The 13,552-nt window shown below is 60.3% G+C and carries 8 protein-coding genes; 4 read left to right on the top strand and 4 right to left on the bottom strand.

What is annotated here, in order from left to right; all coding sequences use genetic code 11:
* Positions 1-85: 85 nt before the first annotated feature.
* Both DXD16_RS09535 and DXD16_RS09530 read right to left on the bottom strand, forming a co-directional pair.
* Positions 86-2,614 carry a phosphoketolase gene (locus tag DXD16_RS09535; RefSeq protein WP_117655926.1) on the bottom strand — a complete coding sequence of 843 codons (2,529 nt, stop codon included), beginning with the start codon at positions 2,612-2,614 and terminating at the stop codon, positions 86-88.
* Between the two features lie 204 nt (positions 2,615-2,818).
* Entirely contained in the window at positions 2,819-3,847 is a 1,029-nt protein-coding gene (locus DXD16_RS09530; protein ID WP_089573627.1) for a LacI family DNA-binding transcriptional regulator, read from the bottom strand.
* A 183-nt stretch (positions 3,848-4,030) separates the two neighbouring features.
* Here DXD16_RS09530 and murB point away from each other — a divergent pair, with 183 nt between their 5' ends.
* A complete protein-coding gene (gene murB, locus DXD16_RS09525; protein ID WP_117655925.1) occupies positions 4,031-4,993 on the top strand; it encodes a UDP-N-acetylmuramate dehydrogenase in 963 nt (320 codons plus the stop codon).
* A 218-nt stretch (positions 4,994-5,211) separates the two neighbouring features.
* Here murB and DXD16_RS09520 read toward each other — a convergent pair whose 3' ends face one another.
* Positions 5,212-6,417 carry a CHAP domain-containing protein gene (locus DXD16_RS09520; RefSeq protein WP_117584255.1) on the bottom strand — a complete coding sequence of 402 codons (1,206 nt, stop codon included), beginning with the start codon at positions 6,415-6,417 and terminating at the stop codon, positions 5,212-5,214.
* A 266-nt stretch (positions 6,418-6,683) separates the two neighbouring features.
* On the opposite strand from DXD16_RS09520, the gene galE reads away from it, so the two are divergent.
* The 3 genes from galE (at position 6,684) to glgP (ending at position 11,866) form a co-directional block, all read left to right on the top strand.
* A complete protein-coding gene (gene galE, locus DXD16_RS09515) occupies positions 6,684-7,745 on the top strand; it encodes a UDP-glucose 4-epimerase GalE (protein WP_117655924.1) in 1,062 nt (353 codons plus the stop codon).
* A 207-nt stretch (positions 7,746-7,952) separates the two neighbouring features.
* Complete coding sequence (gene malQ, locus DXD16_RS09510; RefSeq protein WP_233502696.1) at positions 7,953-9,470, top strand: 4-alpha-glucanotransferase; 1,518 nt, start codon at positions 7,953-7,955, stop codon at positions 9,468-9,470.
* A gap of 128 nt (positions 9,471-9,598) precedes the next feature.
* Positions 9,599-11,866 carry a glycogen/starch/alpha-glucan family phosphorylase gene (gene glgP / locus DXD16_RS09505; protein ID WP_117655922.1) on the top strand — a complete coding sequence of 756 codons (2,268 nt, stop codon included), beginning with the start codon at positions 9,599-9,601 and terminating at the stop codon, positions 11,864-11,866.
* A 455-nt stretch (positions 11,867-12,321) separates the two neighbouring features.
* Here glgP and DXD16_RS09500 read toward each other — a convergent pair whose 3' ends face one another.
* Positions 12,322-13,521 carry an ABC transporter ATP-binding protein gene (locus tag DXD16_RS09500; protein ID WP_055252176.1) on the bottom strand — a complete coding sequence of 400 codons (1,200 nt, stop codon included), beginning with the start codon at positions 13,519-13,521 and terminating at the stop codon, positions 12,322-12,324.
* Positions 13,522-13,552 lie beyond the last annotated feature (31 nt).

The following is a 13,552-nucleotide window of genomic DNA, read 5'->3' as shown; positions in this document are numbered from 1 at the left end:
CCTTCCTCTGAGAAGTTCGCGAAGCCCACTTCTCAGAGGAAGGCACCCGCCCGGAGGCGGCCCCAGCGCGAGACCGTCCCGGATGTTATTCGTTGTCGCCTGCGGTCATCTGCGTTGCGGAGAGTGCGCCGTCGGCAGCAGTTGCGGCTGCGGCGTCGGGCCAGACCCAGTCGGTAAAGGCCGGGTGATCGTAGCCCTCATCGCACGCGAACTCAAAGGCCTCGGTGCGGAATGCCTCCCACTTATCAATCTGCTCGGCAAACTTATCGGCGTCGACCATGCGCAGCACGTCCGCGGCCAGTGCCCAGCGGTCCATGTTGTTCAGGCGCAGCATGTCGAACGGCGTTGTCGTGGAGCCTTTCTCCTCGTAGCCGTGGACGCGGAAGGCGTCGTGGCCGGGGCGGTTCCAGATCAGGCGGCGAATCGTGCCGGCATAGGCGTGGAACGCGAAGAGGACAGGCTTATCGCCGCAGCCGAACAGCTCAGCCCAGCGCTCGTCACTGAGAGCCTGGTCGTTCTCGCAGACGTTCTGAATCTTGAGCAGGTCGACCACGTTGACGAACCATACCTTGATGCCCAGCTCGCGCAGCATGTCGGTTGCAACCAGAGCCTCAAGCGTCGGCACGTCACCGCAGGTGGCGACCACGACGTCGGCCTCGGCGAGCGAATCGGCGGTCGATGCCCACTCCCAGGTCGCAACGCCCTCGGCGAGCTCCGCCTTGGCCTCGTCGACCGTCTGGAAGGTCGGAGCAGGCTGCTTGCCGCAGAAGATGGCGTTGACGCAGTCAGTGGACTGGTAGACGCGCTCGGCCACGGCGAGAGCCATGTTGGCGTCGGCCGGATAGTAGGCGTTTACGATGTGCGTGTCGTTGGCCTTGTTGAGCAGCAGGTCGATAAAGCCGGGGTCCTGATGCGAGAAGCCGTTGTGGTCCTGACGCCAGACGTGGCTCGACAGCAAAATGTTAAGGCCGCTGATGGGGGCACGCCACGGAATCTCGCGCTTGGTAGCCTCGAGCCACTTGCAGTGCTGGTTGACCATGGAGTCGACCACATGGACAAAGCTCTCGTAGGAGCTCCACACGCCGGAACGGCCAGTGAGCACGTAGGCCTCGAGGAAGCCCTCGCATTGGTGCTCGGACAGCTGCTCGACGACCTTACCGGAGCCTGCCAGCAGCTCGTCGTTGGCCTCGTCCTCGTAGAAGCCGGCGTCCCACTGCTTCTTGGTCACCTTGTAGGCAGCCTGCAGGCGGTTGGACGCGGTCTCGTCGGGACCGAAGATGCGGAAGTCATCCATGTTCTTGGCCAGAACGTCGGCAGTGTACTCACCAAAGACGCGGGCGGCCTCGGTGGAGCCCCAGCCATGACCATTAGTGTCGACGGGGACCTCGTGGGCATGAATATCGGGCAGCTCGAGCTCGCGACGCACCTTACCGCCGTTCGCGTTGGGGTTGGCGCCGATGCGCAGCTCGCCGGTCGGCATAAAGGCCGTCACCTCGGGGCGCACCTGGCCCTCGGGCGTAAAGAGCTCCTCGGGCTTGTAGGAACGCAGCCACTCGCGCAGCACGCGGAAGTGCTCGTGGGTGTCCTTGGCACTCGCCAGCGGCACCTGATGCGCGCGCCAGGAGTCCTCGGTCTTCTTGCCGTCGATCTGCTTGGGGCAGGTCCAGCCCTTGGGCGTGCGGAACACAATCATGGGGTAGGCCGGGCGGACCACGGTCTCGCCTGCGGCGGCCTGGGCCTGCGCGGTTGCCTTGATGTCACAGATCTCATCGAAGACCTGCTCAAACAGGGCAGCGAAACGCGCATTAATGCTTGCGTGGCTCTCGTCGTCAAAGCCGGCGACAAAGAAGTGCGGCTTATAGCCCATGCCCTCAAAGAACTTGGTGAGCTCTTCGTCGGACACGCGGGCGAGGATGGTGGGGTTGGCGATCTTGTAGCCGTTGAGGTGCAGGATCGGCAAAACGATACCGTCGGTTGCCGGGTTCACGAGCTTGTTGGATTGCCAAGAGGTCGCGAGCGGGCCGGTCTCGGACTCGCCGTCGCCCACCACGGCCACGGCCAACAGGCTCGGGTTGTCCATGACGGCACCGTAAGCGTGGCTGAGCGTGTAGCCGAGCTCGCCGCCCTCGTGGATGGAACCGGGCGTCTCGGGCGCAAAGTGGCTCGGGATGCCGCCGGGATAGGAGAACTGGCGGAAGAACTTCTGCAGGCCTGCCTCGTCATTGGTGATGTCGGGGCGAATCTCGCGGTAGGTGCCGTCGAGCAGCGACTGAGCAGTACCGGCGGGGCCACCGTGACCAGGGCCCATCAAGAAGATAGCATTCTGGTTGTGGTCGGCGATCAGTCGATTGACGTGACCGAGCAGGAAGTTGATGCCGGGCGTGGTGCCCCAGTGGCCAACCAGGCGGTGCTTAACGTCCGGACGACCGAAGTCGCGCACCTCACCGGTTTTCTCGTCGACAAAGTCGGGGCGCATTAGCGGGTTAGAGCGAAGGTAGATCTGACCGACGGACAGATAGTTCGATGCGCGCCAATACAGGTCGACGCCCTCGAGCTCGGAAGCCGGCACCTCGTGGCCCAGCTTTTGCCACGGCGTCCCCAGTGTTTTAGCCATTGTTTATGTCCCTTCGCTGTGCGGTCACCCTCCAATACGGCAACCTTTCGTTGGGACCAGTATATTTGCTAAAACGTTTTATCATGGTGAAAAAACGTTTTATCACCCTTATCAATCCCATCGATTAGCAAAACGCGACATTCACCTGCGGCGTTGATTGTCACAGGTGCTCCACATTCGGTCTCTGCAAATTGGTAAACGTGTTTAGTTGTGTTTAGTAAGCTCGAGCACGCTGTCCTTAACGATAAGCTCCGGCTCCAGAACGACCTCTTCGGCACGCCTGCCGCCCCTACCGGCAAGACGCTTGGACATGCAGCCAAAAGCATGCTCCGCAAGGACACCAGGGTCCTGCTCAATCGCGGTCAGCGCCGGCTCAAAGAGAACGTCGGCCGCCGAGTTGTCATAGCTCACCACCGAGATATCGCCCGGGATGCTCTTCCCCATCTCGTGTAAGCGCTTGAGCAAACCGAGGGCAATGTTATCTGAGCTTGCGAACACGGCAGTGGCGTCAGTTGCGAGCACTGCCTCCGAGGCCTCGTATGCGCTCGGAATGTAGTACTCGCTCTCAAACTCCAAACGCGCGTCGATCGGCAGGCCAACCTCGCGCAGCGCGCGCTCATAGCCGGCAAGTCGCTTGCGACCCGTATTGGAGCGGCGCGCGTTAACCAGGCAGGCAATGCGGCGGTGGCCTTGCTCGATCAGATAGCGGGTGGCCATATAGCCGCCCATCTCGTGGTCGAACATCACCTTGTCGCACTCGAGTCCCTCAATGGCACGGTCGACCATTACGGCCGGGATGGGCAGGTGGCTGACTTCTTCGCGCAGGGCGCGGTCGTCGGAGAACTCGTCGCCCACGACCAGGAAGACGCCATCAACGCCGCGCGTCACCAGCTGGCGCAGCAGCTCCAGATCGTCATCGGCGCTTCCGCCCGAGCTGGTAATGAAGAGCGCATAGCCGTCCTCGCGACAGCGCTTTTCCAAGCTCCCGGCGAGCGAGGCAAAAAAGCGGCTCTCGATGTTAGGGACGATAAGGCCCAGCGTGCGCGACTCGCGCATGACCAGACTACGCGCAATCTGGTTAGGAACATAGTGGTTGCGCGCCGCGACCTCCTTGATGAGCTTGCGGTTTTCTTCCGAGATGCGACAGGGCCGATTATTGAGAACAAGCGAGACCGACGAGGGGGAAAGCCCCACCTCCTGGGCGATCTGCTTGAGGGTGACTTTGTTGGCCATCTCGCTCCTTCCAGGTTTACGCGCAATCTCTTGAAAGTATAGCGACCGCCCCTCTACCTCGGTGATAAACACTTTACCAATCCGGTAGACGGCTGTTTTATCGCCGCCAGCGCACCAAATCCGTCCGGGTGGGGTATATTGCAATCGATTGATGACAACGACCACCAAAAGGCGGATATTCGTATGCACGAGAACGACTTTTTTAACGAGGACCTGCTGTGCGCGCTTGCTGGCGTTGCCGGCGAGGACAACGTGCTGATGAGCGAGCCCATGCGCGAGCACACCACGTTTAAGATCGGCGGCCCGGCCGACGTCTTTGTCACGCCCGATACCGAGCAGGGCCTCGTCGCCACGCTCGATACCTGCTATCGCTGCGATCTGCCCCTCACCATCGTGGGCAACGGCTCCGACCTGCTCGTCGGCGACAAGGGCATCCGTGGCGTCGTCGTGGCGCTGGGCGAGGGACTCTCCGACATTACGGTCGACGGCACGCACGTCACGGCGGCAGCCGGCGCCTTGCTTTCCGATGTCGCCGCTGCGGCAGCCGAGGCCGGTCTCACCGGCATGGAGCCCATCTCGGGCATCCCCGGATCGGTCGGCGGCGCCTGCTACATGAACGCCGGTGCCTACGGTGCCTGCATGGCCGATGTGCTGGGGTCCGTGCGCGTCTACAAACCCGCTCGCATGCTCGACGACGGCACCCGCGGCAGCGGCAACATCATCGAGTTCGATGTCGATGAGCTCAACCTGGGCTATCGCAAGAGCCGCATCGCCGACGACGGCTTTATCGTTCTTTCTGCCACCTTCAACCTCGCACCGGGCAACGCCGCGATGATCAAGGCCGACATGGACGGCTACCGCCAGCGCCGCGAGGACAAGCAGCCGCTCGACATGCCGAGTGCCGGCTCCACCTTCAAGCGCCCCGAGGGCTACTTTGCCGGCAAGCTCATCATGGATGCCGGCCTGCGCGGCCATGCTGTCGGCGGCGCGCAGGTGAGCGAGAAGCACTGCGGCTTCATCGTCAACGCCGACCACGCCACCGCCGCCGACGTCGACGAACTCATCCGCCACATTCAAGCAACCGTCAAGGACCAATTCGGAGTAGACCTACAACCCGAAGTCCACCGAATCGGCGAATTCCTTTAACAAAGAAGGCCCCGAAAGGGGCCTTCACTTTCTTTTATTCAGACAACCAGTCCGGTGAGTCGCGCCCCGAACCCGAGAGGGCTGGGACAGTCCGAGAGGCATAAGGTTGATCGCGAGTTCCGCACGAGCCGGAGAGCACTTAATGTGCTCTCCGCGCGAGCAGGACTGTCCGAGCAGGCAACCTTATGCCTCTCGGACTGTCCCGGCCCAACTCATCGTTACGACAGCGCAATACCGCCGAGCCAGCCCCAGCGCACGCCAGAGCCAGTACCGTAAAAGCTAATGAACGAATCGAGCGACTTAGACGTAATGGCACCCTCGTTGCTCATAACGATGCCGCCGCCAACGTAGATACCCACATGACCGTAGATAAGGCCCGGAGCACCCGTGCCGCTATGCGAGGAGTCGGCCACGATCATGCCCACCTGCAGCGCCGAGCGGTCGGAGCTATAGCACCAGGCGTTGAACATGTCACACGCGTTGCCGCCAAAGTAGCCAACGCCGGCGTTACGGAAGACATTGGTAACCCACGCCGCGCACCAGTTCTGACCCGGCGAAGGCGTGGAGTAGCACGCGTTGACGACGGCCTGCTGCTTGCCCGAGCCGGCATTCTGCTGCGGAGTTCCGGGCGCATACGATCCACCGCCCGAGCTCGAACCACCCGAGTAGGAATTGTTCTTGTTCGCGGCAGCCGCGGCAGCGGCGGCCTTCCTAGCGGCCTCCTCGGCCTGGGCGGCAGCGAGAATCTCGGAATCACGCTGAGCCATGAGCTCCTTGACGTCGTCGGAAAGACCGTTCAGCACGGTCTGGACCTCTTGCTGCTTGGCCTGCATATCCTGCATCTGAGCCATCTGCTGATCCTTGAGTTTCTCCAGGTCAGCCTTTTGTGCTTCGAGCTCGGTCTTCTGTGCGTCGAGCTCGGCCTGAATCGTCTGGATATCCTCGATGGCATCGCGGTCGCTCTTGTTGATCTTCTCAACGTAATGCGCGTTGGCGACGAGTTCCTCAAACGAGCCAGAGGCCAGCAGCAGCGACAGGATGTTCGTACCGCCGGACTTGTAGCTGGCGGCCACGCGATCGGAAAGGTCGTTGCGCTTCTTCTTGAGCTCGGCCTTCTTTTCATCGATCTGGGCCTGCGTGTCGTCAATCTTGCCCTGGACATTCTCGATGTCGTTGAGGGTCTGGGCATTCTTGTTGGCCAGCGCCGCATACTCATTTGCGATGCTGTCGAGCTGGGCCTGAACCTCGTCGAGTTGGGCCTGGGCGGCATTCAATTTATCGGTGGTTTCTTTGGAAGCCTCCGCCGCATGGGCGCGAGTGGGCAGGCCAAAAAGAACTGCCGCAGAAGCGGCGCCGAACAGGGCCTTAAGGGCAGTGCGGCGCGAGAGCTCCTGGGAAAGGATGGAATCGCTGTTTGGTGACATATGTACTCCGTTACATGCTTATTTATATGTCGCTCAACTCATACATATTAGCGTACATATGGCGCGTCCCAACGATTTCCACGAACGGCAGGAAACTACAAGGTCGGCGGCTCGTAAGCAATTGTCAAATTTGAGGTAACAATTGAGCAAGCTCTTATATGAGTACGTTAACATAATCCTCTGCTTTTCCTACAGTGCACCATTTGGGCGTCCCCGCCTGCGCTATACTCCCCTCTAGAAGTGTTCCTGATTCGATAGGAGACTACATGTCCAAAGCACTCGACCCCAAAGACACCTGCGTCCTCGTTACCGGTGGCGCCGGTTTTATCGGCTCGCACACCGTCGTTCAGCTGCTCGAGGGTGGCTACCAGGTCGTCATCGTCGATGACCTCTCCAACTCCAGCGCCGTTGCCATCGACCGCGTCAAGACCATCGTGGGCGATGAGGCCGCCAAGAACCTCACCTTCTACGAGGCCAACGTGCTCGACCGCGATGCGATGAACAAGATCTTCGATACCCATCAGATCGACCGCGTCATCCACTTTGCCGGCTTTAAGGCCGTCGGCGAATCGGTGAGCAAGCCCGTCGAGTACTACCACAACAATATCGAGAACACCCTGGTGCTCATCGATGTCATGCGCAACCACGGCTGCAAGTCCATCATCTTCTCGAGCTCCTCGACCGTCTACGGCGATCCGGACAATCCGCCCGTCACCGAAGAGGACCCCAAGAAGCCCGCGACCAACCCCTATGGTTGGACCAAGTGGATGATCGAGCAGATCCTCATGGACGTCCACACCGCCGACCCCGAGTGGGACGTCGTGCTGCTCCGTTATTTCAATCCCATCGGCGCCCATCCGTCGGGCCTGATCGGCGAGGATCCCAAGGGTATCCCCAACAACCTGGTGCCTTACGTCGCCCAGGTCGCCGTGGGCAAGCTCGAGGCCGTTCAGGTCTTTGGCAACGACTACCCCACCCCCGACGGCACCGGTGTGCGCGACTACATCCACGTGTGCGACCTGGCATCTGGTCACGTTGCCGCCCTCAACTGGATGAACGGCAAAACCGGCGTCGAAATCTTTAACCTGGGCACCGGCACCGGCACCTCGGTGCTCGAGGTCGTCGCTGCCTTCTCCAAGGCGTGCGGCAAGGAGCTGCCCTATGTGATTCGCGAACGCCGTGCCGGCGATATCGCTGCCAACTGGTGCGATGCCTCCAAGGCCGAGCGCATGATGGGCTGGAAGGCCCAGTACGATATCGCGGACATGTGCCGCGACAGCTGGAATTGGCAGAGCCATAACCCCAACGGCTTCGCCGACGCCGAGTAGCAAAAACCTACATACCGCTCTTGCCCCGATCTCACGATGTGAGACCGGGGCTTTTTCATGACGCGTAACCATTTACCGAAAATGGGCCAACTTTTTAATCTCGCCTATACATGTTTAAACAACATGTTCTACAATAGGGACATCGACTCTAAAACTCGGGACGGGCTGTTCACCCATCTGCAGGCCGATCCCACAACAAGAAGGTTGGTGAGCACATCCATGGAGCGTGCGAGCGGTGTTCTCATGCCCATCTCATCCCTGCCCGGACCGTACGGCATCGGCGGCTTTGGCTGGAACGCCTACGACTTTGTCGATTTCCTCGCCTCGTGCAAACAACATTATTGGCAGATTCTGCCCCTTACGACGACGAGCTATGGCGATTCTCCCTATCAGTCGTTCTCGGCCCGTGCGGGCAACCCCAATTTCATCGACTTTGCCGAGCTTATCGAGGCCGGCTATCTGGAGCAGTGCGATATCGACGGTGTTTATCTGGGCTCCGACCCCAACAACGTTGACTATGGCGCGATTTTTAGCGGCCGCCGCCGGATTCTCGACCGTGCCGCCGAACGCTTCGCCTCCGACAAGCCAGCCGATTTCGACGACTTTGTCCAGGCAAACGAAGACTGGCTCATTCCCTACTGCGAGTTCATGACCGTCAAAGAGGAGTGCGGACTCAAGGCCTTTTGGGAGTGGCCCGCAGAACTGCGCACCCGCGGCGAAGCATCTGCCAAGGTCTGCGCCGCCCATCCCGCGCGCATGCTCTACCACCAGATGACGCAGTACTTCTTTGACCGCCAGTGGAGCCGCCTTAAGGCCTATGCCAACGAGCACGACATCCTGATCATCGGCGACCTGCCCATCTATGTCTCACGCGACTCCGTCGAGATGTGGGCCACTCCCGAGCTCTTTAAGATCGACGCCGCCGGCAATCCTGTGAGCGTCGCCGGCACGCCGCCCGACCAGTTCTCGGCCACCGGCCAGTACTGGGGAAATCCCATCTACGACTGGGACGCCATGGAAGCCGACAGTTTCTCCTGGTGGGAGGGCCGCATCCGCGCCGCACTCAACATGTACGACGTTATCCGTCTGGACCACTTCCGCGGTTTTGAGGCATTTTGGGAGGTGCCGTTCTCCTCTCCCGATTCGTCATATGGTTCGTGGACGCAGGGACCCGGCCTCAAGCTCTTCAAGACGCTCGAGGAGAAGCTCGGCACGCTGCCTATTATCGCCGAGGACCTGGGCTTTCTTACCCCCGGCGTCATCGACATGCGCGATACCACGGGCTTCCCTGGCATGAAGATCCTGCAGTTTGCCTTTGAGGGCACCAACTCGTACTACCTGCCGCATAACTACATTGCCAACACCGTCGCCTATGTCGGTACGCATGACAACGAGACGGCGCGCGGCTGGTATGAGGGAACGGCCACCCCGCGTCAGCGCGAGCAGGCAGCCCTGTACACCCATCAGCAGGCAGGCGAGTCCATAGCTGACGCGCTCAACCGCACCATTGCCGCCAGCGTGAGCGACACATGTATCTATACCATGCAGGACCTGCTCAATCTGGGCAACGAGGCACGTATCAACACCCCTGCCACCTTGGGCGGCAACTGGACTTGGCGCATGCTCGATGGCGCCATCACCCGCGAGCTCGAGCACAAGCTCACCGACTGGACCGAGACCTACTTCCGCATCCCATCGGAAGCCGAGATCGAGCTTCCCCAATAGGAGCTACCGCGCCCGACCCCACCCCACCGTGCGGACGCGACCGCTTTTCCCGCGCGAGGCCATCCCCATCCCTCGCGCGGGCTTCTTTTGAATTTCTGACATGTAGTCGACTCACCACAGGAGGAAACATGCCCCGTATCAATCTTGCGGCTCTTGCCGAGCAGTCCTTTGGAACCTCGCTCGAGCAGCTCGATGACCGTCGTATCTATAAGCTGCTGGTCAAGCTCGTGCAGGAGCGCTCTGCCGCCTGTCCGCTCAACAACGGCAAGAAAAAGCTCTACTACATCTCTGCCGAGTTTTTGATCGGCAAGCTGCTCATCAACAATATGATCGACCTCGGCATCTATGACGAGGTTAAGGACCAGCTCGTCGCCGCCGGCCACGACCTCAACAAGATCGAGGAGTTCGAGGTCGAGCCTTCGCTCGGCAACGGCGGCCTGGGCCGTCTGGCCGCGTGCTTCTTGGATTCCATCGCCACGCTGGGCTTGACCGGCGATGGCGTGGGCCTCAACTATCACTACGGCCTGTTCCGTCAGCGCTTTGTCGACAATCAGCAGAAGGCCGTCCCCGACGAGTGGCTCGGCGAGCAGGACATCCTGATCGTTGACGACCGCTCCTACACCGTCGAGTTCGGCGACTTTGCCGTCACCTCCAAGCTCGTCAACATCGACGTGCCTGGCTACGGCCAGACCGCCAAGAATCGCCTGCGCCTGTTTGACCTGGCAAGCGTCGACGACGGCCTGGTACCCGGCAGCTCCATCGACTTTGACAAGACCGAGATCGCCAAGAACCTCACCCTGTTCCTGTACCCCGACGATTCCGACGAGCAGGGCCGCCTGCTTCGCATCTACCAGGAGTACTTCATGGTGAGCAACGCCGCCCAGCTCCTGATCGACGAGGCCATCGAGCGCGGCAGCAACCTGCACGACCTGGCCGACTACGCCGTGGTTCAGATCAACGACACGCACCCCACCATGGTCATTCCCGAGCTCATCCGCCTACTCACCACCGAGCACGATATCGAGTTTGACGAGGCCGTTACCATTGTGCGCTCCATGGTCGCCTACACCAACCACACGATCCTTGCCGAGGCGCTCGAGAAGTGGCCGCTCGTCAGCCTGCAGAAGGTCTCCCCTGCCATCGCCGACATTATCGTCAAGCTCGATGAGATCGCGAAGGCCGAGCACGATGACCCGCGCGTCGCCGTCATCGACGAATACGACACCGTCCACATGGCCCACATGGACATCCACTTTGGCTTCTCCATCAATGGCGTAGCCGCCCTCCATACCAAGATCCTGGAGGACACCGAGCTTCATCCGTTCTACGAGATCTATCCCGAGAAGTTCTCCAACAAGACCAACGGCATCACCTTCCGCCGCTGGATCCATGGAGCCAACCCCGCGCTCGCCAGCCTGCTCGACGATGTAATCGGCACCGACTGGCGCAGCACCGGCGATCTGAGCAAACTCGCCAAGTTCGCCGACGACAAGGACGTTCTTGAGCGCCTGGCCGCCACCAAGGTCGAGGCCAAGGCCATCATGCGCCAGTTCATGGCGCTCGAGCAGGGCGTGACCATTCCCTCCAACGCCATCATCGACGTCCAGGTCAAGCGCATCCACGAGTACAAGCGCCAGCAGATGCTCGCGCTCTACATCATCTGGAAGTATCTCGACATCAAGAACGGCAATAAGCCTAAGCACCCCGTCACCATCATCTTTGGCGGCAAGGCGGCCCCTGCCTACACTATCGCGCAGGACATCATCCATCTGATCCTGACGCTGTCGCAGTGGATTGCAAACGACCCCGACGTGGCTCCCTACCTGCAGGTTGTCATGATCGAGAACTACAACGTCACCGCCGCCGAGCGCGTGATCCCCGCCGCTGACATCTCCGAGCAGATCAGCCTGGCCTCCAAGGAGGCGAGCGGCACCTCCAACATGAAGTTCATGCTCAACGGCGCCCTAACCCTGTGCACGCTCGACGGTGCCAACGTGGAGATTGCCGAGCTTGTGGGCGACGAGAACATCTATACCTTTGGTGCCTCGTCCAAACAGGTCGAACAGCTCTACGCCGACGGCACCTACAACGCCGGTGCGCTCTACCGCAAGCCCGGAATTAAACTGCTGGTGGACTTCATCACCAACCCGGCCTTTATGGCAACCGGCAACGCCGAGCGCCTGCAGCGCCTGCACGACGACATTAAGGGCAAGGACTGGTTTATGGCGCTGCTCGACATTGAGGAGTACATCCAGACCAAGGAGCGCGTGCTGGCCGACTACGAGGACCAGGACGCCTGGATGCGCAAGGCGCTCATCAATATCGCCAACGCCGGCACCTTCTCGTCCGACCGTACGATCTCCCAGTACAACGACGAGATCTGGCACCTGAGCTAATTCGGTTTCATCGCCCATCCTCTTGAAAACGGAGCCACGGCAACGCGGCTCCGTTTTTTGTGCCCGCACGTTACCCTGTGATCCGCCTCGACCAAACAATCTCGATCTATAACAACTACTCAACCAAAACGGTCCCAGCTGTTACAGATTGAGACATACCGGCCCCTCCCCTTGGGTTTATCTCAATCTGTAACATCTAGCAGGTGAAATTCGCCTTTGGTGTTACAGATTTAGATGAAATGGTTAGCTCAGCGGAACCGTCTCGATCTGTAACATCTAACGTTCGAAATCGGCCCTATCCGTTACAGATCGAGACAAACGACCGGTCAGACAGTCCCAGCACAAAGAAAGGCTCCCCTCTCGCCCAGTGGACGGGAGGGGAGCCTTATATGTGACCGCGGCAAAAGGATGGCAATACCGCAGTCGCCCAAAGGGAGGGCCTGGATGAACCGGGCCTAGATAAGGTTCTTGCCAGACACCTTATCGAAGAGGTGGGTCGCGTTCTTCTCGAACTTGAACCAGATGGGGTCGCCCGCCTTGAGCGCACCCTTGGCCTCAAGGTCGACAACGGGAATGATCAGGACGAACTGGCCATCGGGAGCGGTCACGTGGACATGCTCGGTCGAACCCATGAGCTCGGTCACCTCGACGGTGCCCTGGAGCGCGCCCTCCTCGTCCTTGTCGGCAAGCAGAATCTGCTCGGGACGCACGCCGGCCGTGATCTCCTTCACGTCGCCGCCGTCCCAGTTGAGAGCAAGCTGAGCGCAGGTCTCGGGGGCGAGCGCCACGTTCATATCCTCGGTCTTGACGGTAAAGCCGTTGCCCGAGCGCACCAGCTGGGCATCGAAGAAGTTCATCTGCGGCACGCCGATAAAGCCGGCGACGAAGATGTTCGCGGGATGGTTGAAGACCTCCTGCGGAGTGGCGATCTGCTGGACGACGCCGTCCTTCATGACCACGATACGGTCACCGAGGGTCATGGCCTCGGTCTGGTCGTGGGTGACGTAGATGAAGGTGCCCTTGATCTCGTGGCGCAGCTTGATGAGCTCGGCACGCATCTGGTTACGCAGCTTGGCGTCCAGGTTGGACAGCGGCTCGTCCATCAGGAAGACCTTAGGATCACGCACGATGGCGCGGCCGATGGCGACGCGCTGACGCTGGCCGCCCGAAAGCGCCTTGGGCTTACGGTCGAGGTACTCGGTGATGCCCAGGATCTCGGCAGCGGAGCGAACCTTGCGGTCGATCTCGTCCTTGGGGACCTTCTTGAGCTCAAGCGTAAACGCCATGTTCTCGTACACCGTCATATTGGGGTACAGAGCATAGCTCTGGAACACCATGGCAATGTCGCGGTCCTTGGGTGCCACGTCGTTGACGCGCTTGCCGTCGATGAGCACGTCGCCCGAGGTAATGTCCTCCAGGCCGGCGACCATGCGCATCGTCGTGGACTTACCGCAGCCAGAGGGGCCAACGAGGACGATGAACTCCTGGTCGTGAACGGTGAGGTTGAAGTCCTCTACAGCGAGCACACCGTCCTCGGTAACCTTGAGGTTATGCTTCTTCTCCTCGGTCTTCTTCTTTTTGCCAAAGAAGCCCTTCTTTTTTGACTCGTTGTTGGGATACACCTTCTGAACATGTTTGAGAACGATCTCGGCCATGTCTTTACCTTTCGATACGCGGCGCCGCGCT

The sequence above is a fragment of the Collinsella sp. TF11-5AC genome (genome assembly GCF_003436775.1).
GTDB lineage: Bacteria > Actinomycetota > Coriobacteriia > Coriobacteriales > Coriobacteriaceae > Collinsella.
The sequence above is the reverse complement of the archived record's forward strand: the minus strand, read 5'-3'. Positions and strand labels throughout refer to the sequence as shown.

What these genes read in the sequence shown, in the direction of transcription:
- DXD16_RS09535 (WP_117655926.1), bottom strand. Translation starts at nt 2,614, where the DNA reads ATGGCTAAAACACTGGGGACGCCGTGGCAAAAGCTGGGCCACGAGGTG.
- DXD16_RS09530 (WP_089573627.1), bottom strand. Translation starts at nt 3,847, where the DNA reads ATGGCCAACAAAGTCACCCTCAAGCAGATCGCCCAGGAGGTGGGGCTT.
- murB (WP_117655925.1), top strand. Translation starts at nt 4,031, where the DNA reads ATGCACGAGAACGACTTTTTTAACGAGGACCTGCTGTGCGCGCTTGCT.
- DXD16_RS09520 (WP_117584255.1), bottom strand. Translation starts at nt 6,417, where the DNA reads ATGTCACCAAACAGCGATTCCATCCTTTCCCAGGAGCTCTCGCGCCGC.
- galE (WP_117655924.1), top strand. Translation starts at nt 6,684, where the DNA reads ATGTCCAAAGCACTCGACCCCAAAGACACCTGCGTCCTCGTTACCGGT.
- glgP (WP_117655922.1), top strand. Translation starts at nt 9,599, where the DNA reads ATGCCCCGTATCAATCTTGCGGCTCTTGCCGAGCAGTCCTTTGGAACC.
- DXD16_RS09500 (WP_055252176.1), bottom strand. Translation starts at nt 13,521, where the DNA reads ATGGCCGAGATCGTTCTCAAACATGTTCAGAAGGTGTATCCCAACAAC.